The sequence below is a fragment of the Streptococcus mitis genome, from assembly GCF_946190325.1.
Lineage (GTDB): Bacteria > Bacillota > Bacilli > Lactobacillales > Streptococcaceae > Streptococcus > Streptococcus mitis_CF.
This window is the reverse complement of record NZ_CAMHZR010000002.1, coordinates 98,078-122,483: the sequence shown is the minus strand read 5'-3', so window position 1 is coordinate 122,483 and position 24,406 is coordinate 98,078. Positions and strand designations below refer to the sequence as shown.

21 protein-coding genes, 1 other RNA gene and 1 riboswitch are annotated in these 24,406 nt (G+C 42.7%); of the genes, 19 read left to right on the top strand and 3 right to left on the bottom strand.

Translation table 11 applies throughout. The features are described from left to right. Positions 1-4 precede the first annotated feature (4 nt). The 15 genes from rnpB (at position 5) to tig (ending at position 15,155) form a co-directional block, all read left to right on the top strand. Positions 5-386: RNase P RNA component class B (gene rnpB, locus N8M95_RS03595), an RNA gene on the top strand. Positions 387-469: 83 nt separating this feature from the next. Beyond that, positions 470-1,627: a THUMP domain-containing class I SAM-dependent RNA methyltransferase gene (locus N8M95_RS03590; protein ID WP_261116640.1), complete on the top strand. Its 1,158-nt coding sequence runs from the start codon at positions 470-472 to the stop codon at positions 1,625-1,627. Between the two features lie 12 nt (positions 1,628-1,639). Then, positions 1,640-3,028 carry a cell division site-positioning protein MapZ gene (gene mapZ / locus N8M95_RS03585; protein ID WP_084950836.1) on the top strand — a complete coding sequence of 463 codons (1,389 nt, stop codon included), beginning with the start codon at positions 1,640-1,642 and terminating at the stop codon, positions 3,026-3,028. A 75-nt stretch (positions 3,029-3,103) separates the two neighbouring features. Next, a complete protein-coding gene (gene gndA, locus N8M95_RS03580; protein WP_000158778.1) occupies positions 3,104-4,528 on the top strand; it encodes an NADP-dependent phosphogluconate dehydrogenase in 1,425 nt (474 codons plus the stop codon). Positions 4,529-4,539: 11 nt separating this feature from the next. Continuing rightward, positions 4,540-5,229 (top strand): response regulator transcription factor, encoded by a 690-nt coding sequence (locus N8M95_RS03575; RefSeq protein WP_033682289.1) that lies wholly within the window; start codon positions 4,540-4,542, stop codon positions 5,227-5,229. 100 nt (positions 5,230-5,329) lie between these two features. Further along, on the top strand, positions 5,330-6,337 hold the full coding sequence (cbpJ, locus tag N8M95_RS03570) for a choline-binding protein CbpJ (protein WP_261116639.1): 1,008 nt from the start codon (positions 5,330-5,332) through the stop codon (positions 6,335-6,337). A gap of 17 nt (positions 6,338-6,354) precedes the next feature. Then, complete coding sequence (gene cbpC, locus N8M95_RS03565; RefSeq protein ID WP_261116638.1) at positions 6,355-7,374, top strand: choline-binding protein CbpC; 1,020 nt, start codon at positions 6,355-6,357, stop codon at positions 7,372-7,374. Between the two features lie 121 nt (positions 7,375-7,495). Further along, the gene (mvk, locus tag N8M95_RS03560; protein WP_261116637.1) at positions 7,496-8,374 is read left to right on the top strand and encodes a mevalonate kinase; all 879 of its coding nucleotides are present in this window, start codon (positions 7,496-7,498) and stop codon (positions 8,372-8,374) included. Next, positions 8,356-9,309: a diphosphomevalonate decarboxylase gene (mvaD, locus tag N8M95_RS03555; protein ID WP_261116636.1), complete on the top strand. Its 954-nt coding sequence runs from the start codon at positions 8,356-8,358 to the stop codon at positions 9,307-9,309. Before mvk ends, mvaD begins: the two co-directional genes overlap by 19 nt. Further along, positions 9,296-10,303: a phosphomevalonate kinase gene (locus tag N8M95_RS03550; RefSeq protein WP_261116635.1), complete on the top strand. Its 1,008-nt coding sequence runs from the start codon at positions 9,296-9,298 to the stop codon at positions 10,301-10,303. Before mvaD ends, N8M95_RS03550 begins: the two co-directional genes overlap by 14 nt. After that, complete coding sequence (gene fni / locus N8M95_RS03545; RefSeq protein ID WP_125409177.1) at positions 10,287-11,297, top strand: type 2 isopentenyl-diphosphate Delta-isomerase; 1,011 nt, start codon at positions 10,287-10,289, stop codon at positions 11,295-11,297. The genes N8M95_RS03550 and fni overlap by 17 nt, the downstream gene beginning before the upstream one ends. 77 nt (positions 11,298-11,374) lie before the next feature. After that, entirely contained in the window at positions 11,375-12,073 is a 699-nt protein-coding gene (gene liaF / locus N8M95_RS03540; protein WP_261116634.1) for a cell wall-active antibiotics response protein LiaF, read from the top strand. Continuing rightward, positions 12,070-13,068: an envelope stress sensor histidine kinase LiaS gene (locus tag N8M95_RS03535; RefSeq protein ID WP_261116633.1), complete on the top strand. Its 999-nt coding sequence runs from the start codon at positions 12,070-12,072 to the stop codon at positions 13,066-13,068. Before liaF ends, N8M95_RS03535 begins: the two co-directional genes overlap by 4 nt. Positions 13,069-13,078: 10 nt before the next feature. Next, positions 13,079-13,711, top strand: a complete 633-nt coding sequence (locus N8M95_RS03530) for a response regulator transcription factor (protein ID WP_261116632.1) — start codon at positions 13,079-13,081, stop codon at positions 13,709-13,711. Between the two features lie 160 nt (positions 13,712-13,871). Further along, positions 13,872-15,155, top strand: coding sequence for a trigger factor (tig, locus tag N8M95_RS03525; protein WP_153209186.1), 1,284 nt, complete (start codon positions 13,872-13,874; stop codon positions 15,153-15,155). 47 nt (positions 15,156-15,202) lie between these two features. Here tig and recD2 read toward each other — a convergent pair whose 3' ends face one another. The 3 genes from recD2 to rnhC form a co-directional block, all read right to left on the bottom strand. Next, positions 15,203-17,569: an SF1B family DNA helicase RecD2 gene (gene recD2, locus N8M95_RS03520; protein ID WP_261116631.1), complete on the bottom strand. Its 2,367-nt coding sequence runs from the start codon at positions 17,567-17,569 to the stop codon at positions 15,203-15,205. 233 nt (positions 17,570-17,802) lie between these two features. Then, on the bottom strand, positions 17,803-18,417 hold the full coding sequence (lepB, locus tag N8M95_RS03515; protein ID WP_001083986.1) for a signal peptidase I: 615 nt from the start codon (positions 18,415-18,417) through the stop codon (positions 17,803-17,805). 3 nt (positions 18,418-18,420) lie between these two features. After that, the gene (gene rnhC, locus N8M95_RS03510) at positions 18,421-19,302 is read right to left on the bottom strand and encodes a ribonuclease HIII (protein ID WP_261116630.1); all 882 of its coding nucleotides are present in this window, start codon (positions 19,300-19,302) and stop codon (positions 18,421-18,423) included. A gap of 86 nt (positions 19,303-19,388) precedes the next feature. Here rnhC and zapA point away from each other — a divergent pair, with 86 nt between their 5' ends. The 4 genes from zapA (at position 19,389) to N8M95_RS03490 (ending at position 24,340) form a co-directional block, all read left to right on the top strand. Next, positions 19,389-19,691, top strand: a complete 303-nt coding sequence (gene zapA / locus N8M95_RS03505; RefSeq protein ID WP_000002019.1) for a cell division protein ZapA — start codon at positions 19,389-19,391, stop codon at positions 19,689-19,691. Then, positions 19,688-20,236, top strand: a complete 549-nt coding sequence (locus tag N8M95_RS03500; RefSeq protein ID WP_049486941.1) for a CvpA family protein — start codon at positions 19,688-19,690, stop codon at positions 20,234-20,236. The genes zapA and N8M95_RS03500 overlap by 4 nt, the downstream gene beginning before the upstream one ends. Positions 20,237-20,338: 102 nt before the next feature. Further along, positions 20,339-22,675 (top strand): endonuclease MutS2, encoded by a 2,337-nt coding sequence (locus N8M95_RS03495; RefSeq protein WP_261116629.1) that lies wholly within the window; start codon positions 20,339-20,341, stop codon positions 22,673-22,675. A 163-nt stretch (positions 22,676-22,838) separates the two neighbouring features. Further along, positions 22,839-22,927: riboswitch (glycine riboswitch) on the top strand. Between the two features lie 90 nt (positions 22,928-23,017). Continuing rightward, positions 23,018-24,340 (top strand): alanine/glycine:cation symporter family protein, encoded by a 1,323-nt coding sequence (locus N8M95_RS03490; RefSeq protein WP_261116628.1) that lies wholly within the window; start codon positions 23,018-23,020, stop codon positions 24,338-24,340. Positions 24,341-24,406 lie beyond the last annotated feature (66 nt).

Genomic DNA, 24,406 nt, shown 5'->3' with positions numbered 1-24,406 from the left:
TGCAATTTTTGGATAATCGCGTGAGGAGAATTTCTTTTCATGAGGAAAGTCCATGCTAGCACAGGCTGAGATGCCTGTAGTGTTTGTGCTAGGCGAAACCATAAGCCTAGGGACGAGAAATCGTTACGGCAGTTGAAATGGCTAAGTCCTCGGATAGGCCAGAGTAGACTTGAAAGTGCCACAGTGACGGAGTCTTTCTGGAAACGGAGAGAGTGGAACGCGGTAAACCCCTCAAGCTAGCAACCCAAATTTCGGTCGGGGCATGGAGTACGCGGAAACGAACGTAGTACTCTGACTGCTATCAGCTCTAGGCTGTTAGTGGTAGACAGATGATTATCGAAGGAAGTGGTCCTAGTCACTTCTGGAACAAAACATGGCTTATAGAAAATTGCATATAGGTTGGGGCTGAGAAATTTTCTCAACCTCATTTTTTAAAGTGGACATATAGAAAGGTCTTATAAGACTGAAAATGAAAAAAGAATTTAATTTAATCGCGACTGCGGCAGCTGGTCTTGAAGCTGTTGTGGGACGAGAAGTGCGAGAGTTGGGCTACGATTGTCAGGTTGAAAATGGGCGTGTTCGTTTTCAAGGAGACGCGAGAGCCATCATCGAAACCAACCTCTGGCTTCGGGCAGCAGACCGTATCAAGATTATCGTAGGAACGTTCCCAGCTAAGACTTTTGAGGAGCTCTTTCAAGGAGTTTTCGCTCTAGATTGGGAAAATTATTTACCACTTGGGGCTCGTTTCCCGATTTCGAAAGCTAAATGTGTGAAGTCTAAACTACACAATGAACCCAGTGTTCAGGCTATTTCAAAGAAGGCCGTTGTTAAGAAGTTGCAAAAACATTATGCCCGTCCAGAAGGTATTCCCTTGATGGAGACTGGTCCTGAGTTTAAGATTGAAGTTTCTATTCTGAAAGACGTAGCAACTGTCATGATTGATACGACCGGGTCTAGCCTCTTTAAACGTGGCTATCGTACTGAAAAAGGTGGTGCTCCTATCAAGGAAAATATGGCAGCAGCCATTTTGCAACTCTCTAACTGGTATCCAGACAAGCCCTTGATTGATCCGACCTGTGGTTCGGGGACTTTCTGTATCGAGGCAGTTATGATTGCTAGAAAGATGGCGCCTGGTCTTCGTCGCTCCTTTGCCTTTGAGGAATGGAACTGGATTAGCAATCGCTTGATTCAAGAAGTTCGCACAGAAGCAGCCAAAAAAGTAGATCGTGAGCTTGAGCTAGATATCATGGGCTGTGATATCGATGCACGTATGGTGGAAATTGCTAAGGCCAATGCTCAAGCAGCAGGTGTTGCAGGAGATATTACCTTTAAGCAGATGCGCGTGCAGGATTTGCGTTCCGATAAAATCAATGGAGTGATTATCTCTAACCCACCTTATGGGGAACGCTTGTCAGATGATGCAGGAGTTACCAAACTCTATGCTGAGATGGGGCAAGTATTTGCACCGCTGAAAACGTGGAGCAAATTTATCCTAACTAGTGATGAAGCCTTTGAGACCAAGTACGGCAGTCAGGCGGACAAGAAGCGCAAGTTGTACAATGGAACTTTAAAAGTTAATTTGTATCAATATTTCGGTCAGCGTGTGAAACGTCAGGAAGTAAAGTAGGAAGGAAAACTCATGAGTAAGAAAAGACATGATCGTCATATAACAGAACATCAAGAAGCGCAATTTGATTTTGATGATGCCAAAGAGCTAACGGTTGGAGAAGCCATGCTAAAAAATGAAGAGGTGGAAGCAGGTGTACTGCCTGGAGATTCTATCTTGGACAAGTATGTGAAACAACACAAAGATGAAATTGAGGCAGATAAGTTTGAAACGCGTCAGTTTAGCAAGGATGATTTAGTTGAAAAAGAAGAGGTAGAAGAGGTAGAGGAGACTCAGACTCTAGATAATTTACTTCAAGAGCTTCGTGAGGGAACAGGAGTAGATTCTCCAGCTCCAGAAGATGAGTTGAGTCAGTTTGATGATTTAGAATTAACACGAGTTTCAGAAGCACCTCTTGTAGAAGAATTTGAGACTGAAGATATTCCAACACTTTCTCGAGTGACAGATAGTGAAGATGGAAATAGTAAGAAGAAATGGGTGCTTTACGGTATTCTAGCAGCATTAGTAGTTCTTATCCTTGGAACTGGTTATTATGTTTATCGTCAAGTGGATCGTTCGACCAAGGAAATCCAGACTTCTCAATCAACTACAAACACGCAGTCAGATGTGGAAGAATTCAATAATTTATATGATGCCTTCTATACAGATAGCAACAAAACGGCTTTGAAGAATAGCCAGTTTGATAAACTGAATCAACTTAAAACCTTGCTTGATAAGCTAGAAGGTAGTCGTGAATATACGCTTGCAAAATCTAAGTATGATAGTCTAGCAACTCAAATCAAGGCTATTCAAGATGTCAATGCTCAATTTGATAAGCCAGCTATTGTAGATGGAGTTTTGGATACTAACGCTAAAGCTAAATCAGATGCTAAATTTACAGATATTAAAACTGGAAATACGGAGATTGATAAAGTGCTAGATAAGGCTATCAGTCTAGGTAAGAGTCAACAAACAGCTCCTTCAAGTTCAAGTTCAAGCTCAAGTCAAGAAAGTTCAAGTTCATCAACAGAGAGGGCTACAGACAACACAAGTCCATCTTCAAGCGTCTCATCAAACAATTCAGTTTCTGCACGTGATGATAGCCATGGTGGTTTATCAAGTTTTGGAGTTGACCTCCAGAGAGCTTCGAGTCGTGTGCCGTTCAATCAATCAGCTGTTGATGATAGCAATAACTCTGCTTGGGATTTCGCGGATGGTGTCTTGGAAAAAATCCTAGCGACTTCACGCTCACGTGGTTATATCACTGGTAACCAATATATCCTTGAACGTGTCAATATCGTTAATGGCAATGGTTATTACAACCTCTACAAGCCAGATGGAACCTATCTCTTTACCCTTAACTGTAAGACAGGATACTTTGTTGGAAATGGTTCTGGACATGCGGATGCTTTGGACTACTAAACGGTTGTTACAAAATTCTTTCTTTTCAAAAATAAAAATGATAAAATAAAACAAATTAAACAAGAGGAGTGTCAAATGACAAAAGCTAACTTTGGTGTTGTTGGTATGGCCGTAATGGGTCGTAACCTTGCCCTTAATATTGAATCTCGTGGTTACACAGTTGCTATTTACAACCGTAGTAAAGAAAAAACTGAAGATGTAATTGCTTGCCATCCTGAAAAGAACTTTGTACCAAGCTATGACGTTGAAAGTTTTGTAAACTCAATCGAAAAACCTCGTCGTATCATGCTCATGGTTCAAGCTGGACCTGGTACAGATGCTACAATTCAAGCCCTTCTTCCGCACCTTGACAAGGGTGATATCTTGATTGACGGTGGAAACACTTTCTACAAAGATACAATCCGTCGTAATGAAGAATTGGCAAACTCAGGTATCAACTTTATCGGTACGGGGGTTTCTGGTGGTGAAAAAGGTGCCCTTGAAGGTCCTTCTATTATGCCTGGTGGACAAAAAGAGGCCTACGAATTGGTTGCAGATGTTCTTGAAGAAATCTCAGCTAAAGCGCCAGAAGATGGCAAACCATGTGTGACTTACATCGGTCCTGATGGAGCTGGTCACTATGTGAAAATGGTTCACAACGGTATCGAGTACGGTGATATGCAATTGATCGCAGAAAGTTATGACTTGATGCAACACTTGCTAGGTCTTTCAGCAGAAGATATGGCTGAAATCTTTACTGAGTGGAATAAGGGTGAATTGGACAGCTACTTGATCGAAATCACAGCTGATATCTTGAGCCGTAAAGACGATGAAGGTCAAGATGGACCAATCGTAGACTATATCCTTGATGCTGCAGGTAACAAGGGAACTGGTAAATGGACTAGCCAATCATCACTTGACCTTGGTGTGCCATTGTCACTCATCACTGAGTCAGTATTTGCACGTTATATTTCAACTTACAAAGAAGAACGTGTGCATGCTAGCAAGGTTCTTCCAAAACCAGCTGCCTTCAAATTTGAAGGAGACAAGGCTGAGTTGATTGAAAAAATCCGTCAAGCCCTTTACTTCTCAAAAATCATTTCATACGCACAAGGTTTTGCTCAATTGCGTGTAGCTTCTAAAGAAAACAACTGGAACTTGCCATTTGCAGACATCGCATCTATCTGGCGTGATGGCTGTATCATCCGTTCTCGTTTCTTGCAAAAGATTACAGATGCTTACAACCGTGATGCAGACCTTGCCAACCTTCTTTTGGATGAATACTTCTTGGACGTTACTGCTAAGTACCAACAAGCAGTGCGTGATATCGTAGCTCTTGCGGTTCAAGCTGGTGTGCCAGTGCCAACTTTCTCAGCAGCTATTACTTACTTTGATAGCTACCGTTCAGCTGACCTTCCAGCTAACTTGATCCAAGCGCAACGTGACTACTTTGGTGCCCACACTTACCAACGTAAAGACAAAGAAGGAACATTCCACTACTCTTGGTATGACGAAAAATAAGTAGGTCTGCCATGGGGAAACGGATTTTATTACTTGAGAAAGAAAGAAATCTAGCTCATTTTTTAAGTTTGGAACTCCAAAAAGAGCAATACCGAGTTGATCAGGTTGAGGAGGGGCAAAAAGCCCTCTCCATGGCTCTTCAGACAGACTATGACTTGATTTTATTGAATGCTCAACTGGGGGATATGACAGCCCAGGATTTTGCAGATAAGCTGAGTCGGACTAAGCCAGCCTCAGTGATTATGGTCTTGGACCATCGCGAAGAATTGCAAGATCAGATTGAGACAATCCAACTCTTTGCCGTTTCTTACATCTATAAGCCGGTTATTATTGACAATTTGGTGGCTCGTATTTCAGCGATTTTCCGAGGTAGGGACTTCATCGACCAACACTGTAGTCAGATGAAGGTTCCAACGTCTTACCGCAATCTGCGTATGGATGTAGAACATCATACCGTTTATCGTGGCGAGGAGATGATTGCTTTGACTCGTCGTGAGTATGATCTCTTGGCTACTCTTATGGGAAGCAAGAAAGTTCTGACTCGTGAGCAGTTGTTGGAAAGTGTCTGGAAGTATGAAAGTGCGACCGAAACAAATATCGTGGATGTCTATATCCGTTATCTACGTAGCAAGCTTGATGTAAAAGGTCAAAAAAGCTACATTAAAACCGTTCGTGGTGTTGGTTACACCATGCAAGAATAGAAAAGCAGTTGCAGTTTTGTAACTGCTTTTTTTGAGGAGTTTTCTATATATTGACATGCAGTTTGGTCTTTGCTATAATCAGTCATGGAGGATACGTCTAATGAAAACAGTAAAAAAATTGATGCAAATTGCATTAGCAATCTTTTTCTTTGGTCTGCTAGCAACAAGTGCAGTATTGGCGGATGATGCTGATTCAGAAGGTTGGCAATTTGTCCAAGAAAATGGTAGAACCTACTACAAGAAGGGTGACATCAAAGAAACGGACTGGCGAGTGATTGATGGCAAGACCTATTATTTTGATTATAATGGTGAAATGGTTGTTGGTTGGCAATACATTCCAATGCCAGTTAAAGGATATACAATTGGTCCTTATCCTAATGGTATAAGATTAGAAGGTTCCCCAATGCCAGAATGGTACTACTTTGACAAAAATGGAGTGCTACAAGAGTTTGTTGGTTGGAAAGCATTAGAGGTTAAAACTAAAGACAGTGTTGGAAGAAAGTATGGGGAAAAACGTACAAATCCGGAAGATAAAGAAGAGAAGAGTTTTTACACGAACTATTACTTTAATCAAAATCATTCTTTAGAGACAGGTTGGCTTCATGACCAGTCTAATTGGTATTATCTAGCTAAAACGGAAATTAATGGAGAAAACTATATTGGTGGTGAAAGACGTGCAGGTTGGATAAATGATGGTTCAGCTTGGTACTATCTAGATTCAGAAACTGGTATCATGCAAACTGGTTGGAAGCAAATTGGCAATAAGTGGTACTACCTCCGTTCATCAGGAGCTATGACAACTGGCTGGTATCAGGAAGGCTCAACTTGGTACTATTTAGATGCTGAAAATGGCGATATGAAAACAGGCTGGCAATATCTTGGTAACAAGTGGTACTATCTCCGTTCATCAGGAGCCATGGCAACTGGTTGGGTGAAAGATGGTTCAACTTGGTACTATCTAAATGCAAGTAATGGAGATATGAAGACAGGTTGGACAAAAGTAAACGGAAACTGGTATTATCTCAATTCAAATGGAGCAATGGTTACAGGTAGCCAAACTATCGATGGTAAAGTCTATAACTTTGCTTCATCTGGTGAGTGGATTTAATCTTGGAGGAGATACAAATGAAGCTTTTGAAAAAAATGATGCAAGTAGCACTAGCAACATTTTTCTTTGGTTTGCTAGCTACAAATACTGTATTTGCGGATACCACAGGTGGCCAATTTGTTGATAAGGATAATAGAAAATATTATGTAAAAGATGATCATAAAGCAATCTATTGGCATAAAATAGACGGTAAAACTTACTATTTTGGTGATAGAGGAGAGATGGTTGTCGGTTGGCAATACGTAGAAATTCATGGAACAGGTTATCGTGATAATTTATTTAATAATCGTCCAGTCTTAGAAATTGGTCTTCAGGAGAAGTGGTACTATTTTGGACAAGATGGTGCTTTGCTAGAACAAACAGATAAACAGGTACTAGAGGCAAAAACGTCTGAAAATACAGGAAAAGTATACGGTGAACAATATGCTCCATCTGCTGAAAAGAGAACTTATTATTTTGAAAATAATTATGCTGTAAAGACAGGTTGGACTTATGAAGACGGCAATTGGTATTATTTAAATAAGCTAGGAATTTCTGGCGATGATTCTTACAATCCACTACCAATTGGTGAAGTTGCTAAGGGTTGGACTCAAGATTTCTATGTTACTTTTGGCATTGATAGAAGCAAACCTGCTCCGTGGTATTACCTAGACCCAGAAACTGGTATCATGCAAACTGGTTGGAAGCAAATTGGCAATAAGTGGTACTACCTCCGTTCATCAGGAGCTATGGCGACTGGCTGGTATCAAGAAGGCTCAACTTGGTACTATTTAGATGCTGAAAATGGTGATATGAAAACGGGCTGGCAATACCTTGGTAACAAGTGGTACTATCTCCGTTCATCAGGAGCTATGGTAACTGGTTGGTATCAAGATGGTTCAACTTGGTACTACCTAAATGCAGGTAATGGAGATATGAAGACAGGCTGGTTCCAGGTCAATGGCAAATGGTACTATGCTTATAGCTCAGGTGCTTTAGCAGTGAATACGACCGTAGATGGCTATTCTATCAATTATAATGGCGAATGGGTTCAATAATGAAAGAGGCGATTGTGAAGGAAACAATCGCTTTTTTTGTGAAAATATAATAAAATAGATAGGAAAGAATAAATACTTGTGTGAAAAATAAGACGGTCTTTCCGTCTAGTAAAAGGATAACATGACAAAAAAAGTTGGTGTCGGTCAGGCACATAGTAAGATAATTTTAATAGGGGAGCATGCGGTCGTTTACGGTTATCCTGCCATTTCCCTGCCTCTTTTGGAGGTGGAGGTGACTTGTAAGGTAGTTCCTGCAGAGAGTCCTTGGCGCCTCTATGAGGAAGATACCTTGTCCATGGCAGTTTATGCTTCACTGGAGTATTTAGATATCACAGAAGCCTGCATTCGCTGTGAGATTGACTCGGCTATCCCTGAAAAACGGGGAATGGGTTCGTCAGCTGCTATCAGCATAGCGGCCATTCGTGCGGTATTTGACTACTATCAGGCAAATCTGCCTCATGATATATTAGAAATCTTGGTCAATCGGGCGGAGATGATTGCCCATATGAATCCAAGTGGTTTGGATGCCAAGACCTGTCTCAGTGACCAGCCTATTCGATTTATTAAGAATGTAGGATTTACAGAGCTTGAGATGGATTTATCTGCCTATTTGGTGATTGCTGATACGGGCGTTTATGGTCATACTCGTGAAGCTATTCAAGTGGTTCAAAGCAAGGGGAAGGATGCCCTGCCGTTTTTGCATGCCTTGGGAGAATTGACCCAGCAGGCAGAAGATGCGATTTCACGAAAAGATGCTGAAGGACTGGGGCAAATCCTCAGTCAAGCGCATTTACATCTAAAAGAAATTGGTGTCAGTAGCCCTGAGGCAGACCATCTGGTAGAAACGGCTCTTAACCATGGTGCTCTGGGTGCCAAGATGAGCGGTGGTGGGCTTGGAGGCTGTATCATAGCTTTGGCGGACAATTTGACACAAGCACAAGAACTAGCAGAAAGATTAGAAGAGAAAGGAGCTGTTCAGACATGGATAGAGAGCCTGTAACAGTACGTTCCTACGCAAATATTGCTATTATTAAATACTGGGGAAAGAAAGAAGAAAAAGAGATGGTGCCTGCTACTAGCAGTATCTCTCTGACTTTGGAGAATATGTATACGGAGACGACTTTGTCGCCTTTACCAGCCAATGTAACGGCTGATGAATTTTACATCAATGGTCAGCTACAAAATGAGGCGGAGCATGCTAAGATGAGCAAAATAATCGACCGCTACCGCCCAGTTGGAGAAGGTTTTGTCCGTATCGATACTCAAAACAATATGCCTACGGCAGCGGGCCTATCCTCAAGTTCTAGCGGTTTGTCTGCCTTGGTCAAGGCTTGTAATGCTTATTTCAAGCTTGGATTGACTCGGAGCCAGTTGGCACAGGAGGCTAAGTTTGCCTCAGGCTCTTCTTCTCGGAGTTTTTATGGACCACTTGGTGCCTGGGACAAGGATAGCGGGGAAATTTACCCTGTAGAGACAGACTTGAAACTAGCTATGATTATGTTGGTGCTAGAGGATAAGAAAAAACCAATCTCTAGCCGTGACGGGATGAAACTTTGTGTGGAAACCTCGACGACCTTTGATGACTGGGTGCGTCAGTCTGAGAAGGATTATCAGGATATGCTGGTTTATCTCAAGGAAAATGACTTTGCCAAGGTTGGGGAATTAACGGAGAAAAATGCCCTGGCTATGCACGCTACGACAAAAACAGCATCACCAGCCTTTTCTTATCTGACGGATGCAAGCTATGAAGCCATGGACTTTGTTCGCCAGCTTCGTGAGCAAGGGGAAGCCTGCTACTTTACTATGGATGCTGGTCCCAATGTCAAAGTCCTCTGTCAAGAGAAAGACTTGGAGCATTTATCAGAAATCTTCGGTCAACGTTATCGCTTGATTGTGTCAAAAACAAAGGATTTGAGTCAAGATGATTACTGTTAAAACTTGCGGAAAGCTCTATTGGGCAGGTGAGTATGCTATTTTAGAGCCAGGGCAGTTGGCCTTGATAAAGGCCATTCCCATCTATATGAAGGGTGATATTGCTTTTTCTGATAGTTACCGTATCTACTCAGATATGTTTGATTTCGCAGTGGATTTGACGCCAAATCCTGACTACAGTTTGATTCAAGAAACGATTGCTTTAGTGGAAGATTTCCTTGTTTATCGTGGGCATATCTTACGACCTTTTTCTTTGGAAATCCGTGGCAAAATGGAAAGAGGAGGGAAAAAGTTTGGTCTGGGCTCTAGTGGCAGCGTCGTTGTCTTGGTTATTAAGGCTTTGCTGGCTCTGTATGATGTTTCAGTGGATCAGGAGCTCTTATTTAAGCTGGCTAGTGCTGTCTTGCTCAAGCGAGGAGACAATGGTTCTATGGGGGACCTTGCCTGTATCGTGGCAGAGGATTTGGTTCTTTACCAGTCATTTGATCGCCAGAAAGTGGCTACTTGGTTGGAAGAAGAAAATTTGGCGACAGTTTTAGAGCGTGATTGGGGCTTTTCAATCTCACACGTACAACCTGCCCTAGAATGTGATTTCCTAGTGGGATGGACCAAGGAAGTGGCCGTATCTAGTGATATGGTCAAGCAAATCAAGCAAAATATCAATCAGAATTTTTTAAGTTCCTCAAAAGAAACAGTGGCTGCTTTGGTAGAAGCTTTGAAGCAGGGGAAATCAGAAAAAATCATCGAGCAGGTGGAAAGAGCTAGCAAGCTCTTAGAAGGCTTGAGCGCAGATATTTACACACCTTCGCTTAGACAGTTGAAAGAAGCCAGTCAAGATTTGCAAGCTGTTGCCAAGAGTAGCGGTGCTGGTGGTGGTGACTGTGGTATTGCCTTGAGTTTTGATGAGCAATCAACTGAAACCCTAAAAAACCGTTGGGCCGATCTGGGGATTGAGCTCTTATACCAAGAAAGGATAGGACATGACGACAAATCGTAAGGATGAGCACATCCGCTATGCCCTTGAGCAGAAAAGTTCCTATAATAGCTTTGATGAGGTGGAGTTGATTCATTCTTCCTTGCCTCTTTACGACCTGGATGAAGTCGATCTGTCGACAGAGTTTGCTGGTCGAAAGTGGGATTTTCCTTTTTATATCAATGCCATGACGGGTGGAAGCGATAAGGGCAGAGAAATCAATCAAAAACTAGCTCAGGTAGCAGAAGCCTGTGAGATTTTGTTTGTGACGGGCTCTTATAGTGCGGCTCTCAAAGATCCATCAGATGCCTCTTTTTCTGTCAAGTCTAGCCATCCAAATCTCCTTCTTGGAACCAATATTGGATTGGACAAGCCGGTTGAACTTGGTTTGCAGACTGTGACGGAGATGAATCCTTTACTTTTACAAGTGCATGTCAATGTCATGCAGGAATTGCTCATGCCAGAGGGAGAAAGAACGTTCAGAAGCTGGCAATCGCATCTGGCAGACTATAGCAAGCAAATCCCCGTTCCTATTGTCTTAAAGGAAGTTGGCTTTGGAATGGATGCAAAGACCATTGAAAGAGCCTATAAATTGGGCGTTCGAACCTTTGACCTGTCAGGTCGTGGTGGCACCAGCTTTGCTTATATCGAAAACCGTCGCAGTGGCCGACGTGATTACCTTAATCAATGGGGGCAGTCTACTATGCAAGCCCTTCTTAATGCCCAAGACTGGAAAGACAAGGTTGAACTTTTGGTTAGCGGAGGGATTCGAAATCCGCTGGATATGATTAAGTGTTTGGTCTTTGGTGCCAAGGCTGTAGGACTGTCTCGAACAGTTCTGGAATTGGTTGAAAGCTACACAGTTGAAGAAGTGATCGACATTGTCCAAGGCTGGAAAGACGATCTGCGTTTGATTATGTGTGCTCTTAATTGTGCCGCCATAGCAGATTTGCAAAAAGTAGACTATCTTCTTTATGGAAAATTAAAAGAAGCAAAGGATCAGATGAAAAAGGCGTAACCACCGCCTTTTTTTCCATCTTCAGACCGAGGTGACTTTTTTGAATTGTGATAAAATAGAAGGGAGAGGATGGACCTATGAGAAAATTTAAAATCTTTTTGTTTATCGAAACCTGTCTTTTGACAGGAGCTCTGATTTTGATGGTTTCAGAGCATTTTTCGCGTTTTCTGCTGATTTTATTCCTCTTTTTGCTTTTGATTCGCTATTACACTGGTAAAGAGGGCAATAATCTTCTTTTAGTGGTGGCAAGCATTCTCTTCTTTTTCATCGTCATGCTCAATCCTTTTGTGATTCTAGCTATTTTTGTTGCGGTCATCTATAGCCTCTTTCTTCTTTATCCGATGATGAATCAGGAAAAAGAGCAGACAAATTTGGTTTTTGAAGAGGTGGTAACGGTTAAGAAGGAGAAAAATCGTTGGTTTGGAAATCTCCATCATTTTTCAAGCTACCAGACTTGCCAGTTTGATGATATCAATCTTTTTCGTCTCATGGGCAAGGACACTATTCATCTGGAGAGGGTCATCCTAACCAATCATGACAATGTCATTATCCTCAGAAAGATGGTAGGAACAACTAAAATCATTGTGCCCGTAGATGTAGAAGTTAGTCTCAGCGTTAACTGTCTCTATGGTGATTTGACTTTTTTCAACCAGCCCAAGCGTGCCCTCCGCAATGAACACTATCATCAAGAAACAAAAGACTATCTCAAGAGTAACAAGAGTGTCAAGATTTTCTTGACTACTATGATTGGGGATGTGGAGGTGATCAGAGGATGAAAAAACAAGCCTATGTAATCATTGCTCTCACCTCCTTATTATTTGTCTTGTTTTTCTCCCACAGCTTGATGGAAATCCTTGACTTTGACTGGTCTATTTTCCTGCATGATGTCGAAAAAACAGAAAAATTTGTCTTTTTGCTGCTGGTATTCAGCATGTCCCTGACCTTTCTCTTAGCCCTGTTTTGGAGAGGTATCGAAGAGCTTTCTCTAAGAAAAATGCAGGCTAATCTCAAGCGTATATTGGCAGGGCAAGAAGTGGTTCAGCTTGCAGATCCAGATTTGGATGCCAGTTTCAAGTCCTTGTCAGGTAAACTTAACCTTTTGACAGAAGCTCTTCAAAAAGCAGAAAATCAGAGTCTTGCTCAGGAAGAGGAAATCATCGAGAAAGAACGGAAGCGGATTGCTCGGGATTTGCACGATACAGTCAGTCAGGAGTTGTTTGCGGCCCACATGATTTTGTCAGGTGTCAGCCAGCAGTCTTTGAAATTGGATAGAGAAAAGATGCAGACCCAGTTGCAGAGTGTCACAGCTATTTTAGAAACAGCCCAGAAGGATTTGCGGGTCTTGCTCTTGCATTTGCGACCAGTTGAACTGGAGCAAAAGAGTCTGGTTGAGGGAATTCAAATCCTCTTAAAAGAGCTTGAGGACAAGAGTGATCTCAAGGTTAGTTTCAAGCATAATGTAACGAAATTACCTAAGAAAATTGAGGAGCATATCTTCCGTATCCTGCAAGAGTTGATCAGCAATACCCTCCGCCATGCCCAGGCCTCTTGCCTAGATGTCTATCTCTATCAGACAGATGTTGAATTGCAACTGAAGGTAGTGGACAATGGGATTGGTTTCCAGTTAGGGAGCTTAGACGACTTGAGTTATGGACTGCGAAACATCAAGGAGCGAGTCGAAGATATGGCAGGAACAGTTCAACTCTTGACAGCTCCCAAGCAAGGTCTGGCGGTTGATATCCGTATTCCCCTGTTAGATAATGAGTTATAAAGGAGTAGAGATGAAAATTTTACTAGTAGATGACCATGAAATGGTCCGATTGGGCTTGAAAAGCTACTTTGACCTCCAAGATGATGTAGAAGTTGTAGGGGAAGCGTCCAACGGGTTTCAGGGTATTGACTTAGCCTTGAAATTGCGTCCAGATGTTATTGTCATGGATATTGTTATGCCTGAGATGAATGGGATTGACGCGACCTTAGCCATCCTCAAAGAATGGTCTGAAGCTAAGATTTTGATTGTGAGCTCTTATTTGGACAATGAAAAAATCATGCCCGTCTTAGATGCAGGTGCTCGTGGCTATATGCTCAAGACTTCTAGTGCAGACGAACTGCTCCATGCCGTCCGTAAGGTGGCTGCTGGCGAGCTGGCTATTGAACAAGAGGTCAGCAAGAAGGTCGAATACCACCGCAATCACATAGAACTACATGAGGACTTGACTGCGCGTGAGCGAGATGTTCTCCAACTCATCGCCAAGGGCTACGAAAATCAGCGTATCGCAGACGAACTTTTTATCTCTCTCAAGACGGTCAAGACCCATGTGTCTAATATCCTAGCCAAACTTGAAGTCAGCGATCGTACCCAGGCTGTAGTCTATGCCTTTCAGCACCACTTGGTGGGGCATGAGGACTTTTAACAGATATGCAAAAATAATATTGGAGAAATAGCTGACCTTAGCATTAAAGAAGCAAGCAAGTACCTCTAGCGTGATTGAAAAGCGCATTCATTACTTGAAAAAAGTCGACCATTTATGTTATAATAGACTGTATTTAAAAATTTTAAGGAGAAATGACAGAATGTCTGTATCATTTGAAAACAAAGAAACAAACCGTGGTGTCTTGACTTTCACTATCTCTCAAGACCAAATCAAACCAGAATTGGACCGTGTCTTCAACTCAGTGAAGAAATCTCTTAATGTTCCAGGTTTCCGTAAAGGTCACCTTCCACGCCCTATCTTCGACAAGAAATTTGGTGAAGAATCACTTTATCAAGACGTTATGAACGCTCTTTTGCCAAACGCTTATGAAGCAGCTGTAAAAGAAGCTGGTCTTGAAGTCGTTGCTCAACCAAAAATTGATGTAACTTCAATGGAAAAAGGTCAAGACTGGGTTATCACTGCTGAAGTCGTTACAAAACCTGAAGTAAAATTGGGTGACTACAAAAACCTTGAAGTATCAGTTGATCTAGAAAAAGAAGTAACTGACGCTGACGTTGAAGAGCGTATTGAACGCGAACGCAACAACTTGGCTGAATTGGTTATCAAAGAAGCTGCTGCTGAAAACGGCGACACTGTTGTCATCGATTTCGTTGGTTCTATCGACGGTGTTGAATTTGACGGTGGAAAAGGTGAAAACTTCTCACTTGGACTTGGTTCAGGTCAATTCATCCCTGGTTTTGAAGACCAATTGGTAGGTCACTCAGCTGGTGAAACTGTTGACGTTATCGTAACATTCCCAGAAGACTACCAAGCAGAAGACCTTGCAGGTAAAGAAGCTAAATTCGTGACAACTATCCACGAAGTTAAAGCTAAAGAAGTTCCAGCTCTTGACGATGAACTTGCAAAAGATATCGACGAAGAAGTTGAAACACTTGCTGAATTGAAAGAAAAATACCGTAACGAATTGGCTGCTGCTAAAGAAGAAGCTTACAAAGATGCCGTTGAAGGTGCAGCAATTGATAAAGCTGTAGAAAACGCTGAAATCGTAGAACTTCCAGAAGAAATGATCCACGAAGAAGTTCACCGTTCAGTAAACGAATTCCTTGGAAACTTGCAACGTCAAGGTATCAACCCTGACATGTACTTCCAAATCACTGGAACTACTCAAGAAGATCTTCACAAACAATACGAGGGAGAAGCTGAGTCACGTACTAAGACTAACCTTGTTATCGAAGCAGTTGCCAAAGCTGAAGGATTTGATGCTTCAGAAGAAGAAATCCAAAAAGAAATCGAGCAATTGGCTGCAGATTACAACATGGAAGTTGCACAAGTACAAAGCTTGCTTTCAGCTGATATGTTGAAACACGACATCACAATTAAAAAAGCTGTTGAATTGATCACAAGCACAGCAACAGTTAAATAATCTTAATAAACAAAAATCCCACCTGAATTGGTGGGTTTTCTTATGCACTATTTTCCAAAAATCTCTTTGAGGTCTACGTCTGTAATCCCAATCATGGCGGGGATGCTGTCCCAGTTTTCTTCGGTTAAGATGTAGGATTGTTCAGAGGTACTTGATGTGACTGTTTCAGAGACCGCTTGTTGCTTTTCTTCAACATTCTCCAATAAATCACTGAAGCGTTCAATCAGATAGGTTTTTCGGGCAGTTCCGATATGCTGGGTGGCATAGTCGAAGGCCTGTAATTCGCCTAGTAAGATAAGCTTGCTTTTGGCGCGTGTAATGGCTGTATAGATGAGATTCCGCTCCAGCATACGTCGGCTAGCACTGGTGATAGGTAGGATGACAACAGGGAACTCACTTCCCTGGGATTTATGGATACTCATGGCATAGGCCAAGCGAATCTTGTACCATTCGTTACGTGGGTAAGAGACTTCATTGCCATCAAAATCAATGACAATCTCGTCTTGTTTCGACTCAGTGTATTTTCCAGGAATCAGGTCTGTGATAGCACCTAAATCACCATTGAAGACATTGATTTCAGCATCGTTGACCAAGTGAATGACCTTATCTCCCTTACGATAGTGGCACTGGGGAGCTTCAAAACTGACTTGGTCTTTTTGTGGTGGATTGAGCAGGTCTTGCATGAGCTGATTGATAGCATCAATCCCTGCAGTTCCTCGATACATGGGAGCCAGAACTTGGATATCACGGGCAGGGATACCACTTCTGAGGGCAGCGCCTAAGATCTTTTCAATGGTAGCAGGAATATAGCCACTAGCAATTTCAAAGTAGGAACGGTCTGCTTTTTTCTGGGTGAAATCAGCTGGCAGGATGCCCTGTCTAATCTGACTAGCTAGGGTGACGATGGTTGATTCTTCGCTTTGTCGGTAAATTTTTTCCAAGCGAGTCTGAGGAATCAAAGGAATATGAAGCAGATCCGCTAGAACCTGTCCAGGACTGACAGAAGGCAACTGGTCGCTGTCGCCCACGATGAGGATTTTACTCTTAGAAGAGATGTTGGAGAAGAGTTGATTGGCCAGCCAAGTATCCACCATAGAAAATTCATCCACGATGATAAAGTCAGCATCCAGATAATCTTCCAGATGACTGGTATCATCGTCCCCTGTCATTCCCAAGTGACGGTGTATGGTCGCGCTAGGCAAGGCAGTCAATTCATTCATGCGCCTAGCGGCTCGGCCAGTTGGAGCAGCAAGAAGAATCGGCAGATTACTTTTTTTCCTGAGGTCAAGTCCTTCTAAAAGGGCGTAAACAGCGATGATACCATTGATAACCGTTGTCTTACCAGTACCAGGTCCACCTGTTAGGATAAAGACCTTGTTCTGGATAGCATCACAGATAGCTTGTTTTTGAATGTTATCATACTCAATTCCCAGTTCTTCCTCGACAGTAGTGATATGCTTTTGAATAGTTTCTAAATCCTGGCTCTTCTGTTTTCCTTTTTCAAGGATACGAACCAAGTGACTGCGGATGCCTTCCTCAGCGAAAAAGAGGCTGTTATCAAAGATTTTTGTATCAATCTGCTGAACCTTGTCTTCTTCGATCAGGTAGGAGAGTTCTTGGGCTACTTGGCTAGGATCCAGTTCCACGGGACGGGAAGATTCAAGGAGAGTAAGGGTTTGTTCCAGCAAATCCCGTGCTTCAACATAGGTGTCCCCTGTTCCCATACAGGCCTGAAAAAGACTGTGAACTAGACCGGCACGAAAGCGCTCAGGAGCCTGACTTTCGATGCCGAGTTCTTCCGCTAATTGGTCAGCAATAGTAAAGCCTAAACCCTTGATATCCTCAACCAATTGGTAGGGATAATTTTCAACCACATCAAGAGTTTCTTCCTTGTAAAAGTCTTGAATCTGAAAGGCTAGTTTATTGGGAATGCCGTAGTTGGCTAGTTTGGCCAAAACCATCTCCGTTCCGTAGTTGAGACGGAGAGTGGAGACGAAAGCCTCGCGATTTTTGGCAGAGAGACCTGCGATGCCTTCTAGCTTTTCTGGGTGTTGCAAAATTTCGTCAATGGTATTGTCGCCATAGGTGTCCACGATTTTCTGAGCTGTCTTGAGACCAATTCCCTTGAAATGGCTACTTGAAAAATACTTAACTAGTCCCTTGCTAGTTGGTTTTGCACGTTCATACCGGCTGATTTGCAGTTGTTCCCCATACTTGGAGTGCTGGACAATTTGTCCCCAAAAAGTATAGTCTTCTCCCTCAATCACGTCAGCCATGGTACCCGTGACAATGATTTCAAAATCATCAAAATCCTCTGCGTCCGTATCGTCGATTTCTAGGAGAAGGATGCGATAAAAATTGCTAGGATTTTCAAAAATAATCCGTTCAATGGTTCCTGAAAAATAAACTTCCATAAGATTCCTTTGCATAAATAGGTGAGAGTTAATACTCTTCGAAAATCTCTTCAAACCACGTCAGCTTCGCCTTGCCGTACTCAAGTACAGCCTGCGGCTAGCTTCCTAGTTTGTTCTTTGATTTTCATTGAGTATAACTTTGTTTCTATCTTAATCAAACTGGGTAGTGAATAATTATCGTCTCACGATAGAAGAAGAGGCTGAGATTGTTGATTCTCGGCCTCTTAGGTCTCTTAAAATGTTCCGATACGGGTGATTGGCCAGAAGCGGAATTTGGCTTCCCCTGTGATATCTTTTGCTTTGAAGGTACCTACGTGGCGGCTGTCGCTAGAAACCAGGCGGTCGTCTCCGAGGAGAAGGTATTCTCCTTCTGGGACAGTAAAGCTAAAATTGGTGTTGTAGTTAACATCAACTGTGAAGGCTTGGGCTTTTTGAGCGATACTTCTAAAGAAAGTGCCTTTATTTCCTTCAAAGCCCTTGCCTGAGTAAGTGCTTTGGAGTTTGTCATCCTTGAAGCGTTTGATGTAGTCAGCTAGGTAAGGCTCATCTGTCTCTTTGTCATTGATGTAAAGTTTATCGTTTTCGTAACGGATGGTGTCACCAGGCATTCCGATGACACGTTTGACGATGTCCTTATTGCCATCTTCTTCATGGGCCACCACGATATCAAAACGGTCAATAGGGAGGTGTTTAACGACAAAGAGAATTTCGCCATCCGCTAGAGTAGGATCCATGGAATGTCCTTCTACGCGGACGTTACTCCAAAAAAAGATACGGCTTAAAGCTAGTAATGACAGAATCAGGAGGAATAATCCCCACTCTTTTAAGAAATTTTTAAATGAATTCATAACTTACCTTTCTAAGCGTTTTTTCGCTTTTTCAGTATTTTTAAAGTGCAGTTTGGCGCAGAAGTTAAGTCCCTGCATACCATAGGCTTGCAAAATCTGGCTAGCTACCTTATCAGAAGTCGTTCCAGCTCCACTTGGAAGCTGATAGCCCAGTTCTCGACCCAGATTTTCAAGATTTTCTAGAAAGAGATCACGCGCAATGATAGAAGAAACTGCGACAGCCAAGTATTTGCCCTCAGCCTTTTCTTCTAAGCTGATAGGATTGCTGAAACGATTGGCCTCTTGTGCCAAGTACTTGTCATAATTTTTAGCACTGGTAAAGGCATCAATCACAATTTTCTCAGGCTGAATGCCTTTTTGAAGGAGGAGATAGATAGCCTGATTATGGAGGGCTACCTTAACAGAAACAGCATTGTAGCGGTCTCCGATGATCTCGTTGTACTTGCTTGGTGAGAGAAGCAGTGCCTGGTGCTGGATTTTTTCTTTGAGGATAGGGGCAATCTGACGGATCTTTTGGTCAGTCAGAGTTTTGGAATCCCCCACACCGAGTTTTCGCAAGAAGGCATGCTGGTCAGGTGTGACAAAGGAAGCCACAACTGCAAGCCCACCAAAGTAGGAACCATTCCCTACTTCATCTGTCCCAATTAAAGGGAAATTTTGTCCCCTGGTTTCCTCTACAACTTGATAGCCAAAGAAACTAGCATATTTCTCGGCCCCTTCACCCTGAAGCAAGACCTTTCCAGAAGTATAGATAGAAACGGTTGCTTGAGGTAGTCGTAAAAAGTAGCGGATATAGGGATTCTTGCTGGGAGCCAGACTGGTTTGATAGTGTTCAAGAAAAGCCTTAATCTCCTTTTCACTTGGTGTGAGTGTTATACTTGCCATAGTTTCTATTGTACCATAAAAGCAGGTAAATTTGTAAAAACTGACAAAATTAGCGAATTTTGGTATAATATCGTGAGGTGAATTTTATGGCAAATCTAAATCGATTCAAATTTACATTCGGGAAAAAATCATTAACCTTGACAAGCGAGCATGATAACCTTTTTATGGAGGAAATCGCCAAGGTTGCGACAGAAAAATACCAAGCAATTAAAGAACAAATGCCTAGTGCAGACGATGAAACAATCGCTCTTTTGTTGGCAGTCAACTGTTTATCAACTCAGCTCAGCCGAGAGATTGAATTTGATGATAAGGAGCAAGAATTAGAAGAACTCCGCCACAAGCTTGTGACTTGTAAGCAAGAACAGAGCAAGATTGAGGATTCCTTATGATTTCACTCCTTCTTCTATTGGTCTTGGCTTGGGGATTTTATATCGGCTATCGGAGAGGCCTGCTCTTACAGGTCTATTACCTGATTTCAGCCATGGCATCGGCTTTTGTGGCTGGCCAGTTTTATAAGGGACTTGGAGAGCAATTCCATTTATTGCTCCCTTATGCAAATCCGCAGGAAGGTCAGGGGACTTTCTTTTTCCCATCGGATCAACTCTTTCAGTTGGATAAGGTCTTTTACGCAGGGATCGGCTACTTGCTTGTATTTGGGATTGTCTATAGCATTGGTCGTTTGCTTGGTCTTCTTTTACACTTACTTCCTAGTAAAAAACTGGGTGGTAAGTTGTTCCAAGTTTCAGCAGGTATCTTGTCCATGTTGGTGACCTTATTTGTCTTGCAAATGGCCTTGACAATCTTGGCGACCATTCCCATGGCGGCTGTACAAAATCCTCTTGAAAAGAGTATCGTCGCAAAACACATCATCCAGAGCATACCGGTAACAACCAGTTGGCTCAAACAAATCTGGGTGACAAATTTAATCGGATAAAAAGGGCAGGAATTTTCCTAGCCCTTTGTTTACAGATTGACTCGAATCTATCAGAATGTAAAAAGCTACCACACCTAGACATTCAAAGACAAGGAAATAAAGATGAATAAGAAAATATTAGAAACATTAGAGTTCAATAAGGTCAAGGCCTTGTTTGAACCCCATTTGTTGACCGAGCAGGGGTTGGAGCAGTTGAGACAGCTGGCTCCGACTGCTAAAGCGGATAAAATCAAACAGGCTTTTGCTGAGATGAAGGAAATGCAGGCTCTCTTTGTCGAGCAACCGCATTTTACCATTCTTGCAACTAAGGAAATTGCAGTAGTCTGCAAGCGGTTGGAGATGGGGGCGGATCTCAATATCGAGGAGTTCCTACTCTTGAAGCGCGTGCTTCTTGCTAGCCGAGAACTGCAAAGTTTTTATTCTAATCTGGAAAATGTCAGCTTGGAAGAATTAGCCCTATGGTTTGAGAAATTTCACGATTTTCCGCAATTACAAGGAAATCTACAAGCCTTTAATGATGCAGGTTTCATTGAAAATTTTGCCAGTGAAGAATTGGCACGAATCCGTCGAAAAATCCATGATAGCGAAAGTCAGGTACGCGATGTCTTGCAAGATTTGCTCAAGCAAAAAGCGCAGATGTTGACAGAAGGAATCGTTGCCAGCAGAAATGGTCGTCAGGTTTTACCTGTCAAAAATACCTACCGCAATAAGATTGCAGGTGTTGTTCATGATATTTCTGCCAGCGGAAATACTGTCTACATCGAACCCCGTGAGGTGGTCAAACTGAGCGAAGAAATTGCTAGTTTGCGAGCAGATGAGCGCTATGAAATGCTTCGCATTCTCCAAGAAATTTCTGAGCGTGTCCGCCCTCATGCGGCTGAGATTGCCAATGACGCCTGGATTATCGGTCATCTGGACTTGATTCGTGCCAAGGTTCGATTTATCCAAGAAAGGCAAGCAGTCGTTCCTCAGCTATCAGAAAATCAAGAGATTCAACTGCTCCATGTCTGCCATCCTTTGGTCAAAAATGCCGTTGCAAATGATGTCCATTTTGGTCAAGATTTAACAGCCATTGTCATTACAGGTCCCAATACAGGTGGGAAGACCATCATGCTTAAAACTTTAGGCTTGACGCAGGTTATGGCTCAGTCCGGTTTGCCGATTTTAGCAGACAAGGGAAGCCGTGTGTGTATTTTTGAAGAAATCTTTGCAGATATTGGCGATGAGCAGTCTATTGAACAGAGCTTGTCTACCTTCTCTAGCCACATGACCAATATTGTGGATATTCTTGGCAAGGTTAACCAACATTCACTTTTACTCTTGGATGAGTTGGGGGCTGGTACAGATCCTCAAGAGGGAGCCGCCCTTGCCATGGCTATTCTGGAGGACCTTCGCCTGCGTCAAGTCAAGACCATGGCGACGACCCACTATCCAGAACTCAAGGCCTACGGTATTGAGACAGCCTTTGTGCAAAATGCCAGCATGGAGTTTGATACTGCAACTCTACGTCCGACTTATCGCTTTATGCAGGGCGTTCCTGGTCGAAGCAATGCCTTTGAAATTGCTAAACGTTTAGGACTATCTGAAGTTATCGTAGGAGATGCTAGCCAGCAGGTCGATCAGGACAATGATGTCAACCGGATTATTGAGCAACTGGAAGAGCAGACGCTTGAAAGTCGTAAACGCTTGGACAATATCCGTGAGGTGGAGCAAGAAAATCTCAAGATGAACCGTGCTCTAAAAAAACTTTACAACGAGCTCAATCGTGAAAAGGAAACGGAGCTCAATAAAGCGCGTGAACAGGCTGCTGAGATTGTGGATATGGCCCTAAGTGAAAGTGACCAGATTCTCAAGAATCTCCATAGTAAATCTCAACTCAAGCCCCACGAAATTATTGAAGCCAAGGCCAAGTTGAAAAAATTGGCTCCTGAAAAAGTAGATTTGTCAAAAAATAAGGTTCTTCAAAAGGCTAAGAAAAAACGAGCTCCAAAGGTGGGAGATGATATCGTGGTGCTCAGTTATGGCCAGCGTGGTACCTTGACCAGTCAACTCAAAGATGGCCGCTGGGAAGCCCAAGTTGGCTTGATTAAGATGACTTTAGAAGAGAAAGAATTTGACCTCGTTCAAGCCCAGCAAGAAAAGCAAGTCAAGAAGAAACAAGTCAATGTCGTGAAACGAACTTCTGGTCGTGGACCACAAGCCAGACTGGACCTTCGAGGCAAGCGCTATGAAGAGGCCATGAATGAGCTAGATGCCTTTATCGACCAAGCCCTGCTCAATAATATGGCCCAAGTCGATATCATCCATGGTATCGGAACAGGTGTCATCCGTGAAGGAGTCACCAAATACCTACAAAGAAACAAGCATGTCAAGAGTTTCGGCTATGCCCCACAAAATGCTGGAGGTAGCGGGGCAACTATTGTGACTTTTAAAGGATAGAAGTATTCCAGGCTTTATACAGTAAAAACTGTTGAATTAAGTTTTATTAATAAACACATTGACAAAAGCCAACATTTTTTGTAAAATAAGAATCAATTAAATACCAACACCGAATGAAGTTTAATAGAAGTGGAGAATCGTTTGATTTTCCATGACTGTAAATGGACGGAACTCTGGAGAGACCGTAAAGGCACCGAAGGGGCAAGGCAGGCAACTGCTCAAACTCTCAGGTAAAAGGACAGAGCTAGGATAGACCGCTTTTTAGCATTTATCTAAGCATTCCAGAGTACATGTATCTTGCATGTGCTCTTTCTTTTGGGGTTGAAAAGATAGGAGAAGGAAATGTTAGAATTGCTTAAATCAATCGATGCTTTTGCTTGGGGCCCACCCCTTTTGATTTTATTGGTCGGAACAGGGATTTACCTAACTGCTCGTCTAGGACTTTTGCAGGTTTTGCGTCTGCCCAAGGCTTTCCAGCTTATTTTTACTAAGGACAAGGGGCATGGCGATGTATCCAGCTTTGCGGCCTTGTGTACAGCCCTCGCAGCGACAGTTGGTACGGGAAATATTATCGGGGTGGCGACGGCTATCAAGGTCGGTGGCCCAGGAGCCCTCTTTTGGATGTGGATGGCTGCTTTCTTTGGGATGGCTACCAAATATGCGGAAGGACTACTAGCTATCAAATACCGTACCAAGGATGATCATGGTGCAGTAGCGGGAGGTCCGATGCACTATATCCTTCTAGGGATGGGAGAAAAGTGGCGACCACTTGCTATCTTCTTTGCCCTGGCAGGTGTGCTAGTAGCTTTGTTAGGAATCGGAACCTTCACCCAAGTCAACTCGATTACAGAATCTATCCAAAATACAACGACTATTTCGCCAGCTATCACCGCTCTTGTGTTGTCTGTATTTGTAGCGATTGCAGTCTTTGGTGGACTCAAGTCCATTTCTAAGGTTTCAACTACCGTTGTTCCTTTTATGGCCATCATCTATATTTTGGGGACTCTTACAGTTATTTTCTTTAATATCGAGAAAATCCCTACCACAATCGCTTTAATCTTGACATCAGCATTTAGTCCTATTGCTGCGGTAGGTGGATTTGCCGGTGCTAGCATTCGAATGGCTATTCAAAATGGTGTGGCGCGTGGTGTCTTTTCAAACGAGTCTGGTCTGGGTTCTGCTCCCATTGCAGCTGCTGCGGCTAAGACAAATGAACCGGTAGAGCAAGGTTTGATTTCCATGACAGGAACCTTTATTGATACACTCATTATCTGTACCTTGACTGGTTTGACCATCTTGGTAACTGGTGTTTGGAGTGGTGATTTGAATGGAGTTGCCTTGACTCAGTCAGCCTTCTCAACAGTCTTTTCACACTTTGGACCTGCCCTTTTGACCATCTTCCTTGTGCTCTTTGCCTTTACAACGATTCTAGGTTGGAACTATTACGGAGAACGTTGTTTCGAGTTCCTCTTTGGGGTTCGCTTTATCTGGCTCTACCGTGTGGTCTTTGTGCTCATGGTCTTGTTGGGAGGATTTATCGAGTTGGATATGGTTTGGATTATCGCAGATATTGTCAACGCCTTGATGGCTCTGCCAAACTTGATTGCTCTCTTGGTTTTATCACCAGTTGTTATTGCTGAGACTAAAAAGTATTTTAATAAATAATGGAATCACACAGCTCGTGTGATTTTTTGCTTTCATAAAAAATTTTTATCGATGCAATTTAAAATA